The 22,232-nt window shown below is 71.0% G+C and carries 21 protein-coding genes; 13 read left to right on the forward strand and 8 right to left on the reverse strand.

The annotated features are described in order from the left end of the window. Positions 1-38: 38 nt before the first annotated feature. The 3 genes from thrS to ACIBQ1_RS29675 all read right to left on the reverse strand — a co-directional run bounded on the left by thrS (position 39) and on the right by ACIBQ1_RS29675 (position 3,607). On the reverse strand, positions 39-2,003 hold the full coding sequence (gene thrS / locus ACIBQ1_RS29665; RefSeq protein WP_397282570.1) for a threonine--tRNA ligase: 1,965 nt from the start codon (positions 2,001-2,003) through the stop codon (positions 39-41). Positions 2,004-2,068: 65 nt separating this feature from the next. Continuing rightward, positions 2,069-2,647, reverse strand: coding sequence for a glycoside hydrolase family 25 protein (locus ACIBQ1_RS29670; RefSeq protein ID WP_397282571.1), 579 nt, complete (start codon positions 2,645-2,647; stop codon positions 2,069-2,071). A gap of 60 nt (positions 2,648-2,707) precedes the next feature. Next, the gene (locus tag ACIBQ1_RS29675; RefSeq protein WP_397282572.1) at positions 2,708-3,607 is read right to left on the reverse strand and encodes a TIGR03564 family F420-dependent LLM class oxidoreductase; all 900 of its coding nucleotides are present in this window, start codon (positions 3,605-3,607) and stop codon (positions 2,708-2,710) included. Positions 3,608-3,705: 98 nt separating this feature from the next. Here ACIBQ1_RS29675 and pgm point away from each other — a divergent pair, with 98 nt between their 5' ends. Beyond that, the gene (pgm, locus tag ACIBQ1_RS29680; protein WP_397282573.1) at positions 3,706-5,337 is read left to right on the forward strand and encodes a phosphoglucomutase (alpha-D-glucose-1,6-bisphosphate-dependent); all 1,632 of its coding nucleotides are present in this window, start codon (positions 3,706-3,708) and stop codon (positions 5,335-5,337) included. A 9-nt stretch (positions 5,338-5,346) separates the two neighbouring features. On the opposite strand, the gene ACIBQ1_RS29685 is transcribed toward pgm, so the two are convergent. Next, positions 5,347-6,039, reverse strand: coding sequence for a DUF2786 domain-containing protein (locus tag ACIBQ1_RS29685; protein ID WP_397282575.1), 693 nt, complete (start codon positions 6,037-6,039; stop codon positions 5,347-5,349). 11 nt (positions 6,040-6,050) lie between these two features. Then, positions 6,051-7,292, reverse strand: a complete 1,242-nt coding sequence (locus ACIBQ1_RS29690; RefSeq protein ID WP_397282576.1) for a hypothetical protein — start codon at positions 7,290-7,292, stop codon at positions 6,051-6,053. Positions 7,293-7,699: 407 nt separating this feature from the next. Here ACIBQ1_RS29690 and ACIBQ1_RS29695 point away from each other — a divergent pair, with 407 nt between their 5' ends. The 4 genes from ACIBQ1_RS29695 to ACIBQ1_RS29710 all read left to right on the forward strand — a co-directional run bounded on the left by ACIBQ1_RS29695 (position 7,700) and on the right by ACIBQ1_RS29710 (position 10,409). Then, the gene (locus tag ACIBQ1_RS29695; RefSeq protein WP_397282577.1) at positions 7,700-7,984 is read left to right on the forward strand and encodes a hypothetical protein; all 285 of its coding nucleotides are present in this window, start codon (positions 7,700-7,702) and stop codon (positions 7,982-7,984) included. A gap of 146 nt (positions 7,985-8,130) precedes the next feature. After that, the gene (locus tag ACIBQ1_RS29700) at positions 8,131-9,300 is read left to right on the forward strand and encodes a cytochrome P450 (protein ID WP_397282578.1); all 1,170 of its coding nucleotides are present in this window, start codon (positions 8,131-8,133) and stop codon (positions 9,298-9,300) included. A gap of 18 nt (positions 9,301-9,318) precedes the next feature. Further along, entirely contained in the window at positions 9,319-10,074 is a 756-nt protein-coding gene (locus tag ACIBQ1_RS29705; protein ID WP_397282579.1) for an HAD family hydrolase, read from the forward strand. 71 nt (positions 10,075-10,145) lie between these two features. Then, the gene (locus ACIBQ1_RS29710) at positions 10,146-10,409 is read left to right on the forward strand and encodes a DUF4031 domain-containing protein (protein ID WP_364842992.1); all 264 of its coding nucleotides are present in this window, start codon (positions 10,146-10,148) and stop codon (positions 10,407-10,409) included. Positions 10,410-10,482: 73 nt separating this feature from the next. Here ACIBQ1_RS29710 and ACIBQ1_RS29715 read toward each other — a convergent pair whose 3' ends face one another. Beyond that, entirely contained in the window at positions 10,483-11,157 is a 675-nt protein-coding gene (locus ACIBQ1_RS29715; RefSeq protein WP_397282580.1) for a metal-dependent phosphohydrolase, read from the reverse strand. Between the two features lie 75 nt (positions 11,158-11,232). Here ACIBQ1_RS29715 and ACIBQ1_RS29720 point away from each other — a divergent pair, with 75 nt between their 5' ends. Further along, the gene (locus ACIBQ1_RS29720; RefSeq protein WP_397282581.1) at positions 11,233-12,480 is read left to right on the forward strand and encodes an alpha-hydroxy acid oxidase; all 1,248 of its coding nucleotides are present in this window, start codon (positions 11,233-11,235) and stop codon (positions 12,478-12,480) included. 4 nt (positions 12,481-12,484) lie between these two features. Here ACIBQ1_RS29720 and ACIBQ1_RS29725 read toward each other — a convergent pair whose 3' ends face one another. Then, positions 12,485-13,675, reverse strand: coding sequence for an ROK family protein (locus ACIBQ1_RS29725; RefSeq protein ID WP_397282582.1), 1,191 nt, complete (start codon positions 13,673-13,675; stop codon positions 12,485-12,487). A gap of 154 nt (positions 13,676-13,829) precedes the next feature. On the opposite strand from ACIBQ1_RS29725, the gene ACIBQ1_RS29730 reads away from it, so the two are divergent. The 6 genes from ACIBQ1_RS29730 to ACIBQ1_RS29755 all read left to right on the forward strand — a co-directional run bounded on the left by ACIBQ1_RS29730 (position 13,830) and on the right by ACIBQ1_RS29755 (position 20,753). Continuing rightward, on the forward strand, positions 13,830-15,041 hold the full coding sequence (locus ACIBQ1_RS29730) for an ABC transporter substrate-binding protein (RefSeq protein ID WP_397282583.1): 1,212 nt from the start codon (positions 13,830-13,832) through the stop codon (positions 15,039-15,041). A gap of 1 nt (position 15,042) precedes the next feature. Beyond that, positions 15,043-15,996, forward strand: coding sequence for a carbohydrate ABC transporter permease (locus ACIBQ1_RS29735; RefSeq protein ID WP_397282584.1), 954 nt, complete (start codon positions 15,043-15,045; stop codon positions 15,994-15,996). Then, entirely contained in the window at positions 15,993-16,826 is an 834-nt protein-coding gene (locus ACIBQ1_RS29740) for a carbohydrate ABC transporter permease (RefSeq protein ID WP_397282585.1), read from the forward strand. Before ACIBQ1_RS29735 ends, ACIBQ1_RS29740 begins: the two co-directional genes overlap by 4 nt. An 11-nt stretch (positions 16,827-16,837) precedes the next feature. Continuing rightward, complete coding sequence (locus ACIBQ1_RS29745; protein WP_397282586.1) at positions 16,838-18,787, forward strand: beta-galactosidase; 1,950 nt, start codon at positions 16,838-16,840, stop codon at positions 18,785-18,787. A gap of 107 nt (positions 18,788-18,894) precedes the next feature. Beyond that, positions 18,895-19,314: a hypothetical protein gene (locus ACIBQ1_RS29750; RefSeq protein WP_397282588.1), complete on the forward strand. Its 420-nt coding sequence runs from the start codon at positions 18,895-18,897 to the stop codon at positions 19,312-19,314. Between the two features lie 188 nt (positions 19,315-19,502). After that, complete coding sequence (locus ACIBQ1_RS29755) at positions 19,503-20,753, forward strand: hypothetical protein (RefSeq protein ID WP_397282589.1); 1,251 nt, start codon at positions 19,503-19,505, stop codon at positions 20,751-20,753. 1 nt (position 20,754) lies between these two features. Here ACIBQ1_RS29755 and ACIBQ1_RS29760 read toward each other — a convergent pair whose 3' ends face one another. After that, on the reverse strand, positions 20,755-21,327 hold the full coding sequence (locus ACIBQ1_RS29760; RefSeq protein ID WP_355376633.1) for a sigma-70 family RNA polymerase sigma factor: 573 nt from the start codon (positions 21,325-21,327) through the stop codon (positions 20,755-20,757). Positions 21,328-21,509: 182 nt separating this feature from the next. On the opposite strand from ACIBQ1_RS29760, the gene ACIBQ1_RS29765 reads away from it, so the two are divergent. After that, entirely contained in the window at positions 21,510-22,211 is a 702-nt protein-coding gene (locus ACIBQ1_RS29765; RefSeq protein WP_397282590.1) for a Crp/Fnr family transcriptional regulator, read from the forward strand. Positions 22,212-22,232 lie beyond the last annotated feature (21 nt).

Consider the following 22,232-nt stretch of genomic DNA (forward strand, 5'->3'; position numbering starts at 1 on the left):
ACGGCGGAGCCGGAAGGCCCCGCCGTTTCGCCGTCGGATCAGACCTGGACGCGGCGCTCCACGGCGTTGACGATCTCGGCCACGGCCTGCTCGATCGGGACGCCGTTCTTCTGCTCGCCGTTCCGGTAACGGAACGACACCGCGCCGTTGGCGATGTCGTCGTCACCGGCCAGCAGCATGAAGGGCACCTTGCCCTTCTGCGCGTTGCGGATCTTCTTCTGCATCCGGTCGTCGGAGGCGTCGACCTCGATCCGGATGCCGCGCTCGCGCAGCTTCTTGGCGACATCTTGCAGGTAGGGCACGTGCGCGTCGGCGATCGGGATGCCCACCACCTGCACCGGCGCGAGCCAGGGCGGGAAGGCGCCCGCGTAGTGCTCGGTGAGCACGCCGAGGAAGCGCTCGACGGAGCCGAACAGCGCTCGGTGGATCATGACCGGCGTCTGCCGGCTGCCGTCCGCCGCCTGGTATTCGAGGCCGAAGCGCTTGGGCTGGTTGAGGTCGAGCTGGATGGTGGACAGCTGCCAGGTGCGCCCGATCGCGTCCTTGGCCTGGACGGAGATCTTGGGGCCGTAGAAGGCCGCGCCGCCCGGGTCGTCGACCAGCTCCAGCCCCGACTCGGTGGCCACCTGGTACAGCGCCTCGGTCGCCTCGTCCCACTCGGCCGGGTCGCCGATGAACTTGTCGGAGTCGTCGCGGGTGGACAGCTCCAGGTAGAAGTCCGGCAGACCGAAGTCGCGCAGCACGCTGAGCACGAACCTCAGCAGCGACTTGATCTCATCGGCCATCTGCTCCCGGGTGGTGTAGATGTGCGCGTCGTCCTGCGTCATGCCGCGCACCCGGGTCAGGCCGTGGACCACGCCCGACTTCTCGTAGCGGTAGACCGAGCCGAACTCGCACAGCCGCAGCGGCAGCTCGCGGTAGGAACGCCCGCGCGCCCGGAAGATCAGGTTGTGCATCGGGCAGTTCATCGGCTTGACCCGGTATTCGATGCCCTCCAGCTCGAAGGCCGGGAACATGTCGTCGGCATACCAGGGCAGGTGCCCCGAGGTCTCGAACAGCGACGACTTGGTGATGTGCGGCGTGTTGACGAACTCGTAGCCCGCCTCCGCCTGCCGCCGGCGCATGTAGTCTTCCATCTCCTTGCGGATGATGCCGCCCTTGGGATGGAAGATCGGCAGGCCGCTGCCCAGCTCCGGCGGGAAGCTGAACAGGTCGAGCTCGACGCCCAGCTTGCGGTGGTCGCGCTTCTCGGCCTCCTCCAGCAGCTTGAGGTAGTCGTCCTGCTTCTCGCGGGACTCCCAGGCGGTGCCGTAGATGCGCTGGAGCTGCGGGTTCTTCTCGCTGCCGCGCCAGTAGGCGCCGCCCGAGCGCATGAGCTTGAACGCCGGGATCGACCGGGTGGACGGCACGTGCGGGCCGCGGCACAGGTCCTTCCACTGCAGCTCGCCGCTCTTGGGGTCGAGGTTGTCGTAGATGGTGAGCTGCCCGGCCCCCACCTCGACCGACTCCTCGTCGGCGGCGCCGCCCTTGAGCCCGATCAGCTCCAGCTTGTACGGCTCCGCCGCCAGCTCCGCACGCGCCTCGTCGTCGGAGACGGGCCGGCGGGAGAACAGCTGCCCCTGCTTGACGATCTCCCGCATGCGCTTCTCGATGCGCTTGAGATCGTCGGGGTGGAACGCCTGAGTGACGTCGAAGTCGTAGTAGAACCCGTTTTCCACGGGCGGCCCGATGCCCAGCTTGGCCTCGGGGAACAGCTCCTGCACCGCCTGCGCCATGACGTGGGCGGTGGAGTGGCGGACGATGGCCCGGCCGTCCTCGCTGGAGATCTCGACCGGCTCGACCGCGTCCCCCTCGGACAGCGGGTGGGCCAGGTCACGGAGCTCGCCGTTGACCCTGGCCGCGATGACCGTACGGCCGTCGGCCTCAAGTGCGTCGCCGGCCGTCGTGCCGGCCGCGACCACACGCTCGGCTCCGGCGAGGGTGATGCGTAGCTCGGCTGACACGGTGACTCCCTTGGATCGCGCCCCGGCGCTCGACACCGGAGCTGCTTCGTTGGTGAACACCGATGCTATCGCGGGTGAAACCCCAGCTTTGTCAGCTCCTGCCGGGTCCCGTGGAACACGTTGCGGTCGATCGGGCTGTGCACGTACTGATGGACGGCCCAGTCCCGCCAGGGCGGCGGCACCGCGGGCTCGCCGCGCGGCTTCTCGGGGGCGGCGATCCATAACGGGTACTCGCCCAGACCCGCGCAGTGTCCGCCACGCGCGAACGCCTGGAAGGTGTGGACGAACGGCCGCACGCCGACGTGCCGCTCGACGTGGTGGCACCAGCGGCGCGCGTGGCGGGCGACCTGCTCGGGGCGCAGGCCGCCGTCCGTCTCCAGGGCGAGGGCGACCAGGTCGCCGGCGCGCAGCCCACCCGCCGCGTCGATCGCGGCCAGGAAGCGGCGCGCCTGCTCGATCGGGTCGCCCTCGGGCCTGGCGCAGTGGTACGCGCCGCGGACGATCCGGCTCTCGCCCATACCGTTCCAGTGGCGCTCGAACAGCTTGTCGGTGACGTCGCCGCCCTCGGTGGCTCTGGCGAACGCGAAGGCCACTCCGGCCTCCGCGTGGTCGGCCCAGTCGACGGTCCTGTGCCAGTCGGACACATCAATGCCATCGAGCAAGCGATCTTCACCCCGCCGGAGAATTATGGAGATGTCGTGGGGTCAGCCCTTCGCGGCGCCGATCAGCAGGGCCCGCGTGCGTTCCCTGCTCGCGAACACCGAGCCGACGAAGTCGGTCACACCGGCTTCGCGCAGCACTTGGATCTTGGCCAGCACCGCGTCCTCGTCGCCCACGATGGCGACGTCTCCGGGAGTGGCCGCGCCTTCCCTGTCGAGCATCGCACGATAGGAGGGGAGATGTCCGTAGACCGCGAAGATCTCGTTCGCGCGATCGACGGCGGCGGCGGGGTCGTCGGTGACGCAGATCGGCAGCGCGCAGACGATCCTGGGCGCCTCGCGGCCCGCCTCGGCGGCGGCCGCGGTGATGGTGGGCGCTATGTGCTGGGCGACCGTCTTGGGGCCCGTCATCCACAGGACGGTGCCGTCGGCCACGGTGCCGGCCAGCTTGAGCATGCGCGGGCCGAGCGCGGCGATCAGCACCGGGAAGCCGCCGCCCGGCGTGGTGAGCTGGAGGTCGGCCTTGAGCGTCTCGCCCTCGTACTTGACGTGCTCGCCCCGGCTGAGCGGGAGCAGGATGTTCAGGTACTCCTTCATGTGCCGGTAGGGGCGCTCGAAGCTGTGGCCGTACATGCCCTCGATGACCATCTGGTGCGACAGGCCGACGCCGAGCGCGAGGCGCCCGCCGAGCGCGGCGTTGGTGGTCATGGCCTGCTGGGCCAGTACGGCCGGGTGGCGCGGGTAGGTCGGGACGACGGCGGTGCCGAGTTCGATGCCGGGCACCTGGCTCCCGGCGGCGGCCAGGGCGGTGAGGGCGTCGAGGCCGAAGATGTTGGAGAGCCAGGCGGAGGTGAAGCCGTCCTGCGCCGCCTGGGCGATCTGGTCGCGCAACCCGCCGATCGGGTCGTCTCCTCTGGGCTCTGTCAAGAAATAACCGAATCGCATAGGAACCGAACTCCGTTCTAGTAATCGACCGAACTGTACCTTCCCACACCCTCCCGCGCTCATCCGCTACCCCGGGGCGGATTTGTAAAGTGGCCTCCATGACGCACGAACGCGCAGGACAGCCAGCCCAGCCCGCCGACCTCGTCGACGTCGCACGGCTTGTGACCTCCTATTACGTGTTGCATCCGGATCCCGGCGACCCGGGGCAGCGGGTGGCGTTCGGCACGTCGGGGCACCGGGGGTCGTCGCTGAGGACGGCGTTCAACGAGGACCACATCCTGGCCACCACGCAGGCCATCTGCGAATACCGGCGGGCGCAGGGCACCGACGGACCGCTGTTCCTCGGCATCGACACGCACGCGCTGTCGGAGCCCGCGCGGGTGTCCGCGCTGGAGGTGCTGGTCGCCAACGGGGTCCAGGTGCTGATCGACTCCCGTGACGGCTACACGCCGACCCCGTCCGTCTCGCACGCCATCCTGCGTCACAACCGCGGCCGCACCGGCGCGCTCGCCGACGGCGTCGTGATCACCCCGTCGCACAACCCGCCGGGCGACGGCGGGTTCAAGTACAACCCGCCGCACGGCGGTCCGGCCGACACCGACGCGACCACGTGGATCCAGGACCGCGCCAACCGGCTGATGGCCGGCGGGCTGGAGAGCGTGCTGCGGGTCTCGTACGCGAAGGCCCTGGAGGCGGCGGGGCGCTACGACTTCCTCGGGATGTACGTGGACGACCTGCCGTCCGTGGTCGACCTGGACGCGATCCGCGAGGCCGGGGTGCGCATCGGGGCCGACCCGCTGGGCGGGGCGAGCGTGGCGTACTGGGGGGAGATCGCGGAGCGGCACCGGCTCGACCTGACCGTGGTCAATCCGCAGGTCGATCCGACGTGGCGGTTCATGACGCTCGACTGGGACGGCAAGATCCGGATGGACTGCTCGTCGCCGTACGCGATGGCCTCTCTCATCGCCAATCGCGATAAGTACGACATTTCCACCGGAAACGATGCCGACGCCGACCGGCACGGCATCGTCACCCCCGACGGCGGCCTGCTGAACCCCAACCACTACCTCGCCGTCGCCGTCTCCTACCTGTACACGCACCGCGACGGCTGGCCCGCGGACGCCGGGGTCGGCAAGACGATGGTCAGCAGCGGGATCATCGACCGGGTGGTGCGGTCCTTGGGGCGGCGGCTGTACGAGGTGCCGGTCGGGTTCAAGTGGTTCGTCCCGGGGCTGTTGGACGGGTCGCTGGGGTTCGGGGGCGAGGAGAGCGCGGGAGCGTCCTTCCTGCGGCGGGACGGGTCCGTCTGGGCCACGGACAAGGACGGGATCATCCTGGCGCTGCTGGCCTCCGAGATCCGGGCCGTCACCGGCAAGTCGCCGGGCGCGCACTACCGGGAGCTGGTCGAGCGGTTCGGGGAGCCCGCGTACGCCCGGGTCGACGCCCCCGCCACGCGCGCGGAGAAGGCGGTGCTGGCCAGGCTCTCGGCCGCGCAGGTGAAGGCGTCGTCGCTGGCCGGCGAGCCGATCACCGCCGTCCAGACCACGGCGCCCGGCAACGGGGCCGAGCTGGGCGGGGTGAAGGTCTCGACGGAGAACGCCTGGTTCGCGGCCCGGCCGTCGGGCACGGAGGACGTTTACAAGATCTACGCCGAGTCCTTCCGCGGCCCCGACCACCTGGCCAAGGTGCAGGAGGAGGCCCGTTCCCTGGTCTCCGACGCCCTCGCCTGACCGCGCGGGTCAGCGGCCGGGGGCCAGCTCGGGCGCCGTGTCGGCGGTCATGCCGGTACGGCCGAGGTCGGCGCGGCGGCCCGCGGCGACCCCGTCCCGGTACCCCGTGCCGCTCGTCCTGGGCACGCTGACCCGGATGTCCGGATAGTGGGCGGCCACCGCCCGCTCCACCTCGGCCCGGCGGTCGGCCAGGACGAGGGCGGCGCCCGTACTGGCCCGCGCCGCCTCGGACTCGGCCGCGCACAGCAGCCGGTAGACCTCGTCCGTGAATCCCAGCAGCCACGACCGCCGGTACGCCCGCACGGCGGTCACGCCGTCGGGCACCCGCACGCGCGCCAGTCCGCCCGCCATCTGCAGCAGCAGCGACGTGGCCAGCAGGTCGGCCCGCTCCAGATCGGCCGCGAACCCGAACACGTGCACCCGCTGCCCGCCGTCGCCCCGCCCGATGAGCAGGGGACGGCAGCGCACGGCCTGCGCGACCAGGCTGACCAGCCGGGCCTTCTCCCTGGCCCAGGGGTTGGGCAGGGTGACGACCCGGTCGCCGGGCGTCTGCCGCGTGCCCGCCGGAGGGAGCGAGTCGATGCCGTGCTTGGCCATCAGCGCCGACGCGGCCGCCATGAACGTCGCCCGCTCGTGCTCGTTGTCGGTGCGTTCGGCCTTGGCCAGGAGTTTCCTGACGCGCTCCAGCGTGCGCTCCCGCAACCGCGCTCCCCCTACAACTTGGTGGTCAGCACCCGCCCGTCGTCCGCGATGGCGGGGAAGGCGCCCGTGTCGACGATGCCGTGCTGATGGAACAGCGCCTCGATGAGGGCGTGCGCCTGCGGCTCCAGCTTCCACAGGGCACGATACTCGCGTGCCGTGGCCAGCGAGATGCCGATCTCCTGGGCGATGTCCACCGTACGCGGCACGATGCCCTTGGCGATCTGGCGGTCCCAGAACGCGCGGGCCTGGCGCATCAGCGCCGCCCGCTGGGCGGTGTCGACGACCTGCGGGGTGGTGTCGAGCACCTCGATGTCCTCGTCCTCCTCGTCGACGAGCTCGGCCAGCGCGGGCGGCAACGCCGGGCGGGCGGGCACCGGGTGCTGCTCGGGCTCGGGCTCCCACGGCACGCGGGGGTCGGCGTCGATGAGGGCGGTGGTGTTGTAGAGGGCGGCGATCTGGGCCAGCAGCGCCTCCTGGCGGGCCTGGTTCACGGCCAGCCCGGTGTGCTCGACGGCCTGGTCCATGGCCTTGTCGAGCTTGGCCAGCGCGGTGCGCAGCTTGCGGTCGGAGGCCCCGCCGTCGCGCAGCGCCTTGGCCCGCTTGGCGGCCAGCGCGACCCTGGTCAGCCGGCGGTGCGCGTCGACCTCGCTCGCCGTACGGTCGCTGACCTCGGCCAGCCCGACCCGGACCAGCAGCCGCTCGGGCGTCAGGCGCCAGTTGATGCGGCCGGTGCCGCGGATGCGGTGCCGCTCGATGGCCATGCCGCGCTCCCACAGCCAGGCGGCGACCAGCGGCGCGGCGAGCCTGAACACCGCCTCGGGCAGGCTGCGCGCGTCCATGCTGGACAGTACGGCGGTCAGGCAGGTCAGCGCCCACACGGCGATGCCGTCGATGCCGGCGGAGAAGTTCTCGCGCATGTTGCGGCGGGCCCGCACCGCGCTCGTGATGATCGCGACTTCGATGAACGCGAACAGCAGCAGCCGCAGCGGCCCGTCCAGGCCGAGCACGTCGCCGGAGAAGCGCCACATGCCCTGCGCGGACACGCCGGTGGCGATGGAGGCGGCGACGATGGTCAGCACGTCCTCGATGGGACGTTGGGCGACGTAGCGGGAGAACAACCAGGCGGTGGCCCGCCAGACGATCCTCAGCACCAGGAACGCCAGCGCCAGCCCGGCCAGGCTCAGCAACGCGATGACGGCGGTGGCGAGCGGCTTCTCGGCGACGAAGGCTGCTATTTCCTCAAATGTCGGCATCTGGTCACTATCCGTGGGGGCTCAAACTCCGGCTCTATGCGACGAGATCATCGCAGAATGTCGCCATCTTGTACGCCAAACGACATCTGCCGCCCCATTTTGCCCCTGTTTCACTGCTGTTCCGGCATCTCCCCCGAACGCATCGGTGACCCGGCGCGGTCCACCCAGGGCTACGGGGCGCCCATCGGAGCCGCACATCGACCGAGCGGCACGACCAACGCTCAACGGCGCATGGGCCGAAAACACCTGCAGCGGGCCTGCCACCCGAGGGACCCGCGACCTCGGGACGCCCGGAGTGGGGCGCGTGGCCCCCGGCGTGCGCGGGGGGTGGCGTTGGGGATAGAGGCGTGGAGTGGGGGTGGTCGGAGGGCGGGGGTGGGCGCACAATGGGCCGCGAGGAGGGGATTGTGAGCAAGCGATCACGCAGACGCCGCGCTCTTCCCAGCGGCGCACCCGCCTGGATGCCCGGGTTCGGGCCCGGCGAGCCGCACTGGCCCGGCGGCAAGGACTTCCCGTTCGACGACCCGTCGGAGGGTGGCGAGGGCGGGGTGCGTGAGCCGCGCAAGCCCAAGCCCGCCCCACCGGCGTTGTCGGCGCAGGCCCCCCTGCCCGAGCCGCCCGTGCACGCGCGTGACAGGACCGAGCCGCCGCCGGATGAGGTGACGAGGGTTCTGGCTGGTCAGGAAGCCTAGGACGGTCTGTGAGGGGGGCGGCGGGGGCCGCGTGGGGGAGGGAAAATTCGTCCTTTCGGAGGGCAACATCCGCTGCTCCAAATGGGACCATCTATGGAGGGATTTATCCCAAGATGGCGTGATGTATCCCAGCAGGACGGATATCGATGTCAGACAATGAGTTTCCCCTCGTCCAGTTCATGCGTGACGAGTTCGACCCTGTGGGCGAGCTCGGACGGATCCGGGCCGAGCACCCCGTCTTCCCCATGGAGATCCCCGGCAGCCAGACCGTCTACCTCGTCACCCGCTGGGAGGACGTACGAAGCGTCCTGAGCGACCACGAGCGCTTCAGCAACGACTTCGCCGGAGTGATCGGCCTGGGCTCCAACCAGGAGGACCCGGGCGGCCTGGGCTTCCGCGACCCGCCCGAGCACACGCGGCTGCGCAAGTACCTGACGCCGGAGTTCACCATGCGCCGCCTGCGCAGGCTGGAGCCGCGCATCGAGGCCATGGTCGAGGAGCACCTGGACCGCATCGAGGCCAAGGGCTCCCCCGTGGACCTGGTGGAGGAGTTCGCGCTGCCGATCCCGTCGCTGGTGGTGTGCGAGCTGCTGGGCGTCCCGTACGAGGAGCGCGCCGACTTCGTGAAGATCAGCAAGGACCGGTTCGACTTCACGGCCGGGCCGGAGGCGTCGCTGCAGGCGATCAACGACGCCATGGCCTACCTGACCGACCTGGTCGCCCGGGAGCGGCAGAACCCCGGGGAGGGGCTGCTCGGCCAGCTGCTGCGCGAGCACGGTGACGAGCTGGACGACCGTACGCTCGCCAGCATGGCCGACGGGCTGCTGACCGGCGGGCACGACACCAGCACCAGCATGCTCGCCCTGGGCACCCTGTGGCTGCTGCGGAACCCCGAGGAGGCCGCCAAGGTCCGCGAGGTCGACGGGTACATCAACGACGTCGTCGAAGAGCTGCTGCGCTACATGACGGTCGTCCAGGTGGCCTTCCCCCGCTTCGCCCGCGACGATCTGGAGCTGCACGGCGTACAGATCAAGAAGGGCGAGATGGTCCTGTGCTCGCTCACCGGCGCCAACCGCGACCCCGCCCTGGGCGAGGACATGGACCGGGTGCGGCCCGGCAGGGAGACGGCGGGCTCGCACATGGCGTTCGGCCACGGCATCCACCGCTGCATCGGCGCGCCGCTGGCGCAGATGGAGATGCGCATCGCCTTCCCCGCGCTGCTGCGCCGCTTCCCGGGGCTGCGCGTCGCGGGCGAGGTGCCGTTCAGGGAACTGGCCATCGTGTACGGGGTCAAAGAGCTACCCGTCGCCTGGTAGAGCGGTTACGTTCGCAATGTGAACGAGCCTGTCATCGATCTGACCACGATCAGCGCCGTCCTGTTCGACACCGACGGCGTGGTAACCGACACCGCTCGGGGGCACGCGGCCGCCTGGAAGCACGTCTTCGACGCGTTCCTGCGCGGCCGCTCGACACCGTTCGACATCCGGGACGACTATCTGCGCCATGTGGACGGCCGCCCGCGTCTCGACGGCATCCGCACTTTCCTGGAGGCACGCGGCATCACGGTGCCCGAGGGTTCGCCCGACGACGAGCCCGGCGCGGCGACCGTGCACGGGCTCGGCCTGGCCAAGGACCGGATCTTCATGGCCCAGGTGGAGAAGTACGGGGTGGCCGCGTTCCCGTCCACGGTCTCGCTGCTGCACGAGCTGCGGCATCGCGGGGCCCGTACGGCGGCCGTCTCCGCCAGCCTGCACGGCCGCAAGCTGGTCACGTCGGCGGGCGTGCTGCACCTGTTCGACCTGGTGGTGGACGGCAACGACGCGGCCCTGATGAACCTGCCAGGCAAGCCCGACCCCGCCCTCTTCCTGGAGGCGGCGCGCCGGCTGGCGCTGCCCGCCGTCAGGGCCGCGGTGGTGGACGCGGCACTGCCCGGGGTGGAGGCGGGCAGGAAGGGCGGGTTCGGGCTGGTCGTCGCGGTGGCCAGGGACGGGGCCGAGGCGGCGGAGCTGAGCGCGGCGGGCGCCGAGGTCGTGGTGTCCGACCTGGGCGAGCTGGCGGTCCGCGGCAGGGTCCCGCCCTTGACCGCATGAAACCCAGCCGGGTGGTCCCGCCCCGGGCGGCGTGAGCGTGGGTCGTTGGGAGCGGCTTTACGCTTGACGGCGTGACCGTTCTCATCGACCCGCCCAACTGGCCCGGGCCGCGCGGCCTGATGTGGTCGCATCTGGTCAGCGACCGCTCGCTGGAGGAGTTGCACGACTTCGCCCTGCGGCTGGGGGTGCCGGAGCGGGCCTTCGATCGGGATCACTACGACGTGCCGGAGACCGTGCACGCCCGGGCGGTGGAGCTGGGGGCCGAGGCGGTCAGCTCGCGTGAGCTGCTCCTGCGGCTGGTCGCGTCCGGCCTGCGCCGCCGCAAGCGCCGCTGAACCGCCGCCGCACGCCCCATCACCGGCACCCGCTGAGCCGGCACCACCGTCCCGCCGCCGGCCGGTCCGCCCGCTACGACACGAGGTGGTCAGCCGTGAGGGTGGCCAGTTCGCGGGTCATGTTCGCGCGTGCCCGTTCCTCCCACAGCTCGCGGGCGCGTTCCGTCCGGTAGAGGCGCGGTACGGCGAGCAGGCGGCGCAGCACCTCGGCCCGCCCCGCCCTGAACAGGTCGTCGGGCACGTGGGCGTACTCCTGCCGGATCCGGCCCGCGTAGTCGTCGTACCCGGGCAGCCCGAGCACGGCCAGGTCGGCGTCGCACAGGACGGCGCCGTTGCGGTCCCCGGCAGTGAGGGTGTCGTGGGCGGCGGTGAGGCGTACCAGCCTGGCCACCTCGGCGACCCGTCCGGCCGGCACCCCGCACCCGGGCAGCCTGGACTGCGCGAGCTGGGCGCTGCGCTCCTCGTCCAGGCCCGGCCGCCCGTCGTAGACGGCGTCGTGGAACCAGGCGGCGAGACGCACGGCGGGGAGGTCGTCCGCGAGGTCCTCTCTCGGGGCCGCGAGCTGCGCGATCCCGCCGAGCACGGCGGCGAGGTGGTCGAGGGTGTGGTAGCGGCGGTGCGGCTCGGACCAGCGGGCGAGCAGCTCCGCCCCCGTGGCGAGGGAGGCGGGCGAGTCCCCCACCAGCGCGGTCCAGTCCCCCGCCAGCGCCGCCCGATCGCCCGTCGGTGCAGTCCCGTCGTCGATCACGGTCCCACCGTACCTTTGTTGACGCGCTCCCCGACGTGAACTGAAGGCCGGAGCACTGCCGACGATTCCGGTAGCGTGCGAAGCATCGACGGGAACGTGCGGGAACCCAGGCGCCTGCCCAGCTGGCGGGAGCTGCGTGCCGTCGTGCCCGGACGCCCGCGGCTGTCCAGGGCGCGGCGAATGGCCGACGCCGCCGACATCGCCGATCTCCGGCTGCTCGCCAGGAGACGGGCCCCGCGCATGGTGTTCGACTACGTCGACGGCGCGGCCGAGGGCGAGCTGTCGATGGCCAGGGCGGTGGAGGCGTTCCGGCGGGTGGAGTTCCACCCGCGGATCCTGCGCGACGTGGCGGCGGCCCCGACCGAGGTCGAGATCCTGGGCAGGCGGATCGCGATGCCGGTCGTGCTCGGGCCGACCGGGTTCACCCGGATGATGCACCGCGAAGGCGAGCGGGCCGTGGCCAGGGCGGCCGAGCGCGCGGGCGTTCCCTACACGCTGTCCACCATGGGCACCACGACGGCCGCCGACGTGGCCGCCGCCGCGCCCGGCGGGTGGAACTGGTTCCAGCTGTACGTGGTCCGCGACCGCGCGCGCAACCTGGAGACGCTCGCCCTGGCCCGCGCGGCGGGGATGGACGTGCTGGTCGTGACCGTCGACGTGCCGGTGGCGGGGGCGCGGCTGCGCGACGTGCGCCACGGCCTGACGGTCCCGCCGTCCCTGCGCTGGCGCAGCGCGCTGCAGGCGGTGTGGCACCCGGCGTGGTGGTTCGACTTCCTGACCAGCGAGCCGCTGCGGTTCGCCACCATCGAGGGCGCCCCCGACGACCTGCCCGGGCTCACGAACCTGATGTTCGACCCCTCCGTGACCATGGCCGACCTGGAGTGGATCCGCTCGGCGTGGCAGGGGCGGCTGCTGGTCAAGGGCGTGCAGCGGGTCGACGACGCCAGGGAGCTGGCCGCGCTCGGGGTGGACGGCCTGGTGGTGTCCAACCACGGCGGGCGGCAGCTCGACCGCGCCGCCACGCCGCTGGAGCTGCTGCCCCACGTGGTGGCCGCCGTGGGCGATCGCACGGAGGTCTTCCTGGACGGGGGCGTCCGCAACGGGGCCGACGTCGCCGCCGCGGTCGCGCTCGGCGCGCGGGCCTGCCTCGTCGGCCGCGCCTACCTGTACGGCCTGATGGCGGGCGGCGAGGCGGGGGTGCGGCGGGTGCTGGACCTGCTGCACAGGGAGCTCGTGCGCACCCTTCAGCTGCTGGGCGCCGGCGGGATCGGCGGGCTCACCCCCGACATGGTGCGCCTCAGGGATACATCAGGGCTTGATTGAAGTCCTACGCGATAGTGCTGACGGTTCCCCGGAAGGCCGCTCCCAGGAAGAACGGCTCCAGCACCAGCGTCGCCGCGCCCAGCGCCACGGCGTCGGGGCCGAGGCGGCCCAGCACGATCGTCTCGGGCTGGAACGGCTGGGCCTGCGTGTTGGCCGCGGTCGCAGCCCTGATCTCCGCCAGCATCCGCCGGCCCAGCATGAGCCCCGCCCAGCCGCCGATGACGATGCGCTCGGGGTTGAACAGGTGGACCAGGCTCGACAACCCCACGCCCAGCAGGTCGACGCTCTCGGCGATGACCGGGGAGCCCTCGTCGAGCAGCCGGGCCAGCGCGGCCTCCTCGTCGGCGGAGTCGGCCACGACGCCCGCGCGGTCGAGGATCCCCTCGGCCCCCAGGTACGCCTCCAGGCAACCGCGCGCCCCGCATCGGCAGGCCCGCCCGCCCGCGACCAGCTTCAGGTGCCCGACCTCGCCGGCGGCCTTGCCCGCGCCCCGGTAGATGTGGCCGTCGGTCACGACGGTGCCGCCGACGCCCGAGCCCATGAGCACGATGATCGCGTCGCGGGTGCCCTTGCCCGAGCCGAACCAGAGCTCGGCCTGCCCCATGGTCTTGGCGCCGTTGTCCACGAACAGCGGCAGCGACGTCCCCGCCCGTAGGAGCGCTCCCAACGGCACCGCCTCCCAGCCGAACGTCTTGGCCCGCACCAGCGCGTCCGGCCCCGGCTCGACGATGCCGGGCACGCCGACGCCGACGCCGAGCACCCGTTCGGCCGGCACCTCGCTCTCGGCGATCACCGCGTCGACGCCGGCCAGGATGTGGCGGGCGACCAGCTCCGGGTCGTGTTTGGCCGAGCGGACCGCATAGTGCGCCCTGGCGAGCTTCGCCATCTGCAGGTCGAACAGCTCGACACTGACCTGCGTCTCCCCCACGTCGACGCCGACCGCGTACCCGTAGGCGGGGTTGACCCTGAGCAGCACGCGGGGCCGGCCGCCGTCGGAGTCGACCTGGCCGGCCTCGACGACGACGTTCTCGGAGAGCAGGTCGCCGGTCATGGTGCTGACCGTGGCGGGGCTCAGCCCGGTCGCGGCCGACAGGTCGTTGCGGCTGGCCGGGCCGCCGAAGTAGAGCGCCCGCAGGAGCATCGCCCGGTTCCCCCTGCGAAGATCCCGTACGGTCCTGCGCCCTGAGGTGCCCATTCTCGTCCCCGCCTCTCCCGCGATCGCCACGCCATGGTAGTTCACCAGCCGAAATCGCCATGAACCCGGTGTTACCGAAGCGTTTCCGGCCGACTCCTGACTTTTTTCAAGGCTTAGATTATGGTCTGGCCATCCCCCCGATGAGGAGATGACTATGAGCCGAGGACTCGTGCGAGGCGTCGTCGCGGCGGCGCTCGCGGCCGGGCTGGCCGCCTGCGGCAGCGGCGGCGGCAGTGGCGGCGACGGCAAGACGCTGACGTTCTGGATGTACCAGGACCGCACCCCGCAGGCCGGACAGGTCATCGAGAAGGTTCGCAAGGACTTCGAGAAGGCCAACCCCGGCGTCACGGTGAAGCTCGTCAAGATCCCCAAGGACGACTACAACACCAAGCTCGGCAGCGCCGTGGCCAGCAAGAGCGCGCCGGACGCGGGCATACTCGACCAGCCCCTGGTCTCCAAGTACGCCCTGGACGGCACGATCAAGGAGGTCCCCGCCGGCCTGATCGACGAGGCCGGCTTCTACAAGGGCGCGCTCGACACCAACCGGGCCAACGGCAAGCTCTACGGCCTGCCGCAGGACCAGACCACGGTCGCGCTCTTCTACAACAAGAAGCTGGTCCCGACCCCGCCCAGGACCTGGGACGAGCTGAAGCAGGCCGCCGCCCGGGTGCACGCCGCCGACGCCAAGGTGGCCGGCATGAACGTCCCCAAGGGCGACGGGTACGGCGCCTGGATGTTCCCCGGCGTGGTGCACGGCGCGGGCGGCCAGATGGTGGACGACGCGGGCAAGAAGGTGCTGTTCGACCAGCCGCCCGCGGTGGAGGCCCTGCAACTCTGGGTCGACCTGCTGAAGTCGTCGCCGCGGCAGATCACCGACTCGGACAAACCCTTCGAGAACGGCCTGGCCGCCATGACGATCTCCGGCCCCTGGGACGTGCCGACGATCCACGAGCAGTTCCCCGACCTCGATTTCGGCGTGGCGCCGCTGCCGTACAAGACCGAGCCGGCCGGGAACATCGGCGGCGAGGACTCCGTCGTCTTCTCCTCCGGCAAGAACGCCGACCTGGCGTGGAAGTGGCTGGCCTTCCTGGCGAACGAGACCAACAACGGCGCGGTCGCGGACGCGTTCGGCGGCTTCCCCGTCAACCTCAAGGCGCAGGTGGTCGCGAGCGGTCCCGAGCAGGCGGCCTTCCTCGAACAGCTCAAGGTGGCGCACGCCCGGCCGGCGGTGCCGCAGTGGATCCAGGTCAACGACGAGATCATCGCCCCGGCGATCGAGTCGGCGCTGACCGGCAAGGCCACGGCCCAGCAGGCGCTGACCGACGCGGCGGCCAGGACGCGCTCCCTGATCGGCTGGAACGGCTGACGTGGCGGCACCCGCACTGGCGGAAGCGCAGGTGGCGACCAGGTCGCGGCGGCCGCCCTCGGCCCGCCGCCGGGACCGGCTCATCGGCCGACTCCTGGTCGCCCCCGCGCTCGCCTATTTCCTGATCTTCCTGCTGTATCCGGCACTGTCGGCGCTCTACTACAGCTTCACGGACTGGAACCTGCGCTCCGACGCCGCCTGGGTGGGCCTGGCGAACTACGCCGACCTGTTCTTCGATGACGTGAAATATCCGCATTTCTGGAAGTCGGTCGGCGTCACGCTGCAGTACACGCTCGTCGCGGTCCCGCTGACCATGGTCTCCGCGCTGGCCCAGGCGCTGCTGCTGAACGCGATCAGGCGCGGGGCGAACCTGTTCAGACTGCTGCTGTTCCTGCCGGTCGTCACGGCCGAGGCGGCGGTCGGCGCGATCTGGCGCTGGCTCTACGACCCCCAGTACGGCCTGATCAACGCGGTGCTCGGCCTGTTCGGCATCCCGGGGCAGAACTGGCTCAACACCCCCGAGCTGGTCATCCCCGCGCTCGCGTTCATCGCCGCCTGGCAGTGCGGCATCTCGATGATCATCTATCTGGCCGGCCTGAAGGGCATCCCCGGCGCGATCACGGAGGCGGCGATCATCGACGGGGCCGGCCCCTGGCAGCGGTTCTGGCGGGTGACCTTCCCGATGCTCCGGCCCACCACGTTCTACCTGCTGGTGACAGGCGTGATCGCGGCGCTGCAGGTGTTCGGCCTGGTGTACGTGATCTTCTCCGGCAACGGGCGCAGCGTCACCGGCGGCCCCGAGCAGTCGGGCCTGACGTACGTCCTCCACCTCTACCTGTTCGCGTTCCGCTACGACGCCATGGGAGCGGCCTGCGCGATGTCGTTCATCCTGCTCGTCTTCATCATGATCGTGACCGCGCTGCAGTTCAGGTTCGTCAAGCAGGAGGCGGCATGAGGAAGGCCCCCTTTTACGTGGCCCTGGTGCTGCTGGCGGCCGTGTCGGTGGTGCCGTTCCTGTGGATGCTGGCCACCTCGGTCAAGCACGGGCAGGACATCTACAGCAAGGTGCCCAGCCTGCTGCCGCTCGACAGGAAGACCGGCGAGTGGGCGGCGACGCTGGACAACTACGGCTATGTGCTGGACGTCGGCGGCCTCGGGACCGCGTTCGTCAACAGCGTCTGGGTGTGCGCGATCCTGGTCCCGGCCAAGCTGCTGGTGGACGCGCTGGCCGCGTACGCGTTCGCGCGGATCCCGTTCCCGGGCCGCGACAAGCTGTTCGTGATCATGCTGGGCGGCATGATGGTGCCCGCGATCACGCTGCTGGTGCCGCGCATCCATGTCACGCAGGCGCTGGGCATGTTCGATTCCGGATGGGGGCTCATCGTCCCGAACATCGCCTCCGTGCTGGACATCTTCCTGCTGCGGCAGTTCTTCCTGTCGATCCCGGCCGAGCTGGAGGAGGCCGCGCTCATCGACGGCGCGGGCCGCATGCAGATCTTCTGGCGGATCGTGCTGCCGCTGTCGAAGCCGGTGCTGGCGGTCGTGACCATCACCAGCTTCCTGTTCCACTGGAACGACCTGGTCTGGCCGCTGGTCGTCACCAACGACCCGGAGCTGTACACGCTGCCGCTGGCCCTGCAGCAGCTCGTCGCCAGCCCCGACGGCGGGCGGGCGTACTACATCATGGCGGGCGCCACGCTCGCCGTCCTGCCGGTCATCGCGGTGCTGATCGTGTTCCAGCGCCGCATCCTGCAGGGCATCGCGTTCACCGGATTGAAAGCCTGAGGAGAACGAACGTGCTCATCGACGGGCAGGTGCTCGTGACCGCCGACTACCCCTACTACCGCGACGATCCGGCCGTCTGGGCCGACCGGCTGCGGGCCGTGCGGGACGAGCTCGGCATCGACGTGATCACCTGCTACCTGCCCTGGCGGCACCACCAGCCGGAGCCGGGCCTGGCGCCCGACTTCACCGGCGCCACCCATCCGGCCAGGGACGTCGTCGGCTTCCTGGCGCTCTGCGCCGAGCTGGGGCTGCGGGTGATCGCCAAGCCGGGCCCGTTCATCCACGCCGAGGTGGGCTACGGCGGGCTGCCCGACTGGGTCAGCCCGGACGCCGACGCCTCGATCGAGCCGCTGCTCGACTCCGAGGGGAACCCGTCGAGCTGGTGGGACGGGTCCGTCTCCCGGCCGCTGCCCGCGCCTCTGGGCGCCGCGTTCCTGGCCAGGACCACGCAGTGGCTCTCCGCCGTGGGCAAGGAAGCACTGGCCCCCGACGGCCCGGTGGTCGCGCTGCAGATCGCGAACGAGGGCGTCTACACCAGCGGGGCGCGGCCGCTGACCGCCTACGACTACAGCCCGTCCGGGCTCGCGTTCTACCGGGACCGGCTGCGGTCCTGGTACGGGACGCTGGAGGCGTACGACGCGGCGCACGCGACGGCGCACGCGCACTGGGCCGAGGTCCAGCCGCCGCCCCGGGCGGGCGGGCCGCTCGCCCTGGCCGACTGGGGCCGCTTCCACGCCGAGTACCTGGCCGAGGTCTACCGCGTCTGGGCCCACGCCGTCGGCTCCGACCTGCCCGTCTTCGTGAACCTGAACCCGCCGACCGTGCCCGAGCTGGACGACTGGCTGGCCAGGGTCAGGCCGCGGCTGTGGGGCGGCATCTCGTACGGGTTCACCAACTGGATGGGCGTGGTGTCGGCCGACCGCGACGCCCAGGCCCGCTACGTGATCGCGGCCAAGCTCGCCCCCGGCCCGAACCTGGAGGAGAACTGGGGCTTCTCCCGGCTCTACGACCCCGCTTACATCGACGGCGCGACCAGCTTCCACCAGTCGCTGCTGGCCATGGCGGCGGGCGCGACCGGGTTCAACGTCTACACCGGGGTCTCCACCTCGGGCTGGGCGCCGGAGCTCGACGCGGCGCACGAGGGGCCGTACCCGGACTGCGCGCCGATCGACGCGGGCGGCTCGCCCACCGGCAAGGCGCCGGTGGTGCGGGCGCTGGCGGACTTCTTCGCCGCGCACGGGGCGGAGTTCCTGGAGTGCGCGGGGACGGTTCGGGACGCGTTCGGCCTCTACCTGCCGTACGCCGGGATCGCGGCGCTTTCGCGCTCCCTTTCCGGCTTACTTTCGGATGCGGGCACGCCGGGTTGCGGGCAGGCGCTGCGGGCCTTCCACGAGCGGATGCGCGGGCGCGGCCTGGACTACGCGCTGGTCGATCTGGAGGACACGACGGCCGCGGAGCTGGGCGCGTACCGGTCCGTCACCGTGCCCGGCGGGCCCTTCATGCACCGGCGCGTGCAGCTGCTGCTCGCCGGGTACGCCGCCGCCGGCGGCCGGGTGCTGGTGGACGGGCCGGTCCCCGCGCTGGACGAGAACCTCATGCCGTGCGCCCTCGTCACGCCGTCGGCACCGCCCGCGGACAGGGACGCTCCCCTTGTCCTGTACGGCGCCGCCGACGCCTTCCTGCGCAGCCACCCGGACCGGGACGTCCACTACCTGATCGTGCTCGTCCAGACCGGCAACCGGGGCCCGGTCGGCGTACGGACCCCGTACGGGACCGTCGAGATCACCGCCGCGGACGGCGGCGCGGCCGTGCTGCGGCTGACCGGCGGCGGGCTGGGCGATCTGGTGGTGAAGGGCGTCAACGCCTACCTGTCGTCCGCGGTCGCGGCCCGCGTGTCCCTGAACGGCGAGAGCATCGTCACGGCGGGCACCGGCGACCTGATCATGATCGCCGGCGTCTGACCAATGCCCGGCATTTATTGACAGAACGGACGCGTATTTAGCTGCCCCGGTTGCCGCTCTGCTCCTTCACACGGGGACGACGTTCCCACCGGAAAGGGGAGATCGGCATGGCAACCGGAGAATTCCAGGTGATGAAAGTACCGGCCGAGCAGCTCGCCGGCGTTCTCCACGGCCAGGTTGTCGATCCCGGCGCGCAACCCACGAACATCGTGCACCGTAACGAGGGCTGGACCGTGGACGTGAGCTGGGAGGTCGCGGGCGAGCTCGTCGACTGGCTGGCGGGCCGCTGGAATTTGGAGATCATCGCCGACCTGCTGGGCGGCGGTGAGACCAGACACCCCTCACCCCCTGTCGAACTGACCTTCACACCTGGCTCGGGGAGATATACCGCTTCCGTCCCGATGCGCGGTCAGCTCTCCCCCGGCACCTATGACCTGGTGGTCAATCTCACCACCACGACCGCCGCCGGCACCGCGGGGGCGCTCGGCGGTTTCGTGGTGATCAGCAAGGTTCTGGTCAAGGAATGAGGGCCGCCGCCCCGGTCCGTCCGGGGCGGCCGTGGAACGGTCCGGCCGACCGGCGACCTGCAAGCCCGCCGTAAGTCACCCACCCTACGCTCCTGGCTGGCGGCCACGGGGGAAAGACCGGTCGCCTGACGTATCTGACGCCGCTGGAGACCCTCTTATCTCCATGAGGCGAACTAACGGGAGACCCCATGTCCGACACTCCGATGACCGCGGACGACGTGCTGCGCATCGCCGCTTACAAGGACCGGAGCCCGGCACTCGAAGCGATGGTCATCGCCTACAGCTACCACCGCGTCGCCGGGGACCTCGCCCAGCACCTGGGCAAGGACGCGAACAACTGGTACTGCTACGCCACCTGGACCTCCAAGGCCGTCGGGGAGAGTCTCGATCTCAGCCCCGACTCCCCGTTCATCCTGGACTTCAGCCAGAAGATGCGGGTGCCCCACCGGTTCAGAAGGGTGTTCAGGGCGGTCCTGCTCACCCTGCTCGGGCCCAGCTACCAACTCGGGCTCGCGCTCGCCAACCGGGCCATCTTCCTGGAGACCGCCAGCCTCGCGGTCAACCTGTGGAACGACTCGCCCGACCGTTTCCTCAGGGTCAGCCCGGAGTCGGATCTGACGCCGACCCCGCCGGCGTTCCTCACGGACCTGCTGGCCGAGGCCGACCCCCGCTACCTGAAGGACGCCGCGCAGCTCCTGGTCGAGGCCAGGCAGACCGCCGACCCGCAGGCCCGCGCCGAGCTGATGTTCGGCGCCTGCGTGGCGCTGTCGGCATATGAGCAGGCCCGCGCGCAGAAGGCCCTGGAGCTGGTGCTCTACCGGCCGGTCCGGTGGCTGACGCGGGTGTCGTGGCGCTCGCTGCGCTCGCTGGTGACCCGGCGGCGCTTCCCGAGGTTCCGCCTCTACGCCGCGCGGCACGAGGACCAGCCGTGGCTGACGCGCTGGCTGGAGGAGAAGTGGTCCTCGCTCTACACCCGCCACCTGTTCGCCGTGGAGACCCCGCTCAGCGACATCAAGGTCGGCCGGCCGCTCGCCGCGCCGGAGGGCGTCGACATGGACCAGGTCTGGGCGCCGATCCAGAACGAGCGGGTCCGCAAGCTGGCCGAGGAGTTCATCACGGCCGACCAGGAGGCGTCCACGGCCGGTGTGGCCGACTGGGTGTCCTACCGCGACCGCATGCGCTTCATCGTCAGCTATTTCCGCGTCTACCAGCACGTGAGCGCCCTCTACGACGTGCCCTTCGCCACGGACGTCGCCGAGGGCCTCGCCCAGGAGATGGAGCGCGGGCTGGTGCCCCAGGCCGTCAACATGATGCTCGCCCGGGGCGGCCGCAAGGTCTACGAGTATCCGGCGCAGAGCGACCCCGACGCGTTCGAGATGGCGCACTTCGACTTCGAGCCGTTCCTGGAGGCGATCCAGCTCGACCCGTCGGCGAAGTGAGTCAGTCGAGGAAGTCCCTGGTGATCTCGCGGGCTTGCAGGAGCCCGCGGAGCTTCGCGAACGTGCGGGCTCGGGTGGGCCCGATGCTCCCGACCGGTCTGCCCAGCCTGCGCGCCACGTCCACGTAGTGCGGCTCGGAGGTTTCCGTGAGCGCTCTGAACAGGACCCGCTGCGCTGTCGGCAGCTCCTCGACCAGTTCGTCGAGCGTGCCGGCCAGCCAGATCCTGGCCAGCTCCCTGTCCACGTCGTCCGTGCTGCCCAGCGTGTCGAGGTCAGGAGTGCAGATCTCCTTCGTCCGCTTGGTCAGCTTCAGGCACTCGCGGAAGGCGATGGTGGCCAGCCAGCCCGCCATGCGCTGGCCGTCCTCCACGCTCCTGAGGTTCTGCCAGGCCAGCAGCCACGTCGTCTGGAGCACGTCCTGGGCGTCCTCGTGGCTGAGCCTGAACCGGCGGATGCGCGCCTTGAGCATGGGGCTGAACTCCTCGATCAGCCGCTCCCACGCCACGGCGTCGCCGTCCTGGGCGGCCGATACGAGGGTCGCCGTATCGGGTCGTTCGATGGTGTCCACGTACATGTCGGTCTCCCTGCCGGGCCGGGTACTAGGGGGGCCACCATTACCGGCCGGCACTCCAACGGTGCGCCGAGTGATCGTCGGGGGCTGTCTCGCGCGTGACAGTCCCGATGTGTTCCTCATCACAATCGCGACATCCGCGACCACTTGCTGTTCGGGCGCGGGATGCGGCCTAAAGTTCTTGCATGAGCGGGTTCTCGAACGACGTCCAGCCGGTGGCCTCCGTGCTGGCGGAGATCCCGCTCTTCCGCGTACTCGGAGAGGGCGGCATCGAGAGCACGGCGCGGGCCGGGATGGCGAGGAGATACCGGGCCGGGCAGATCATCATTCACCAGGGGGATCCGGGAGAGTCCCTCTACGCGCTGCTCGACGGCCTGGTGAAGGTGGTGTTCACGACCGAGCACGGCGACGAGATCGTGCTCAACATGCTGAGCCGCGGCGACACCTTCGGCGAGATGGCGCTGCTGGACGGCTCGCCACGCTCGGCGTCGATCGTGACGGTGCGCCCCGCGTGGGTGTTCGCGCTGCCCAGGGCGCGGCTCCTGGAGCTGATGCGGGAGCACCCGGGGCTGGCCGACGAGTTCCTGCGCATGCTCGGCCACATGGTGCGCAGGCTCACCGACCAGGCGGCCGACCTGGCCTTCCTCGATCTGGGCGGGCGGCTGGCCAAACTGCTGCTGCAACTGGCCGACAAGCACGGCCAGGCCGACGGGGTGGTGGACCTGCCCGGGTTGACCCAGTCCGACCTCGCCGCGCTCATCGGCGCGTCGCGGCCGGCGGTCAACCGGGCGCTGCAGTCCCTCGTCGCGAGAAACCTCATCGCCGTCAAAGGCCGGGCGATCACGCTGCTGGACGTCGCCGCCCTGCGGAAACGGGGCGGCCTCTGACCGAAATCTGGAGCACGGGGT

It is taken from the genome of Nonomuraea sp. NPDC050153, from assembly GCF_044460125.1.
GTDB lineage: Bacteria > Actinomycetota > Actinomycetes > Streptosporangiales > Streptosporangiaceae > Nonomuraea.

Coding starts and splice junctions, on each gene's coding strand:
- ACIBQ1_RS29675 (WP_397282572.1), bottom strand. CDS start 3,607: ATGCGATTCGGTTATTTCTTGACAGAGCCCAGAGGAGACGACCCGATC.
- pgm (WP_397282573.1), top strand. CDS start 3,706: ATGACGCACGAACGCGCAGGACAGCCAGCCCAGCCCGCCGACCTCGTC.
- ACIBQ1_RS29690 (WP_397282576.1), bottom strand. CDS start 7,292: ATGCCGACATTTGAGGAAATAGCAGCCTTCGTCGCCGAGAAGCCGCTC.
- ACIBQ1_RS29700 (WP_397282578.1), top strand. CDS start 8,131: ATGTCAGACAATGAGTTTCCCCTCGTCCAGTTCATGCGTGACGAGTTC.
- ACIBQ1_RS29725 (WP_397282582.1), bottom strand. CDS start 13,675: ATGGGCACCTCAGGGCGCAGGACCGTACGGGATCTTCGCAGGGGGAAC.
- ACIBQ1_RS29730 (WP_397282583.1), top strand. CDS start 13,830: ATGAGCCGAGGACTCGTGCGAGGCGTCGTCGCGGCGGCGCTCGCGGCC.
- ACIBQ1_RS29740 (WP_397282585.1), top strand. CDS start 15,993: ATGAGGAAGGCCCCCTTTTACGTGGCCCTGGTGCTGCTGGCGGCCGTG.
- ACIBQ1_RS29750 (WP_397282588.1), top strand. CDS start 18,895: ATGGCAACCGGAGAATTCCAGGTGATGAAAGTACCGGCCGAGCAGCTC.
- ACIBQ1_RS29755 (WP_397282589.1), top strand. CDS start 19,503: ATGTCCGACACTCCGATGACCGCGGACGACGTGCTGCGCATCGCCGCT.
- ACIBQ1_RS29760 (WP_355376633.1), bottom strand. CDS start 21,327: ATGTACGTGGACACCATCGAACGACCCGATACGGCGACCCTCGTATCG.
- ACIBQ1_RS29765 (WP_397282590.1), top strand. CDS start 21,510: ATGAGCGGGTTCTCGAACGACGTCCAGCCGGTGGCCTCCGTGCTGGCG.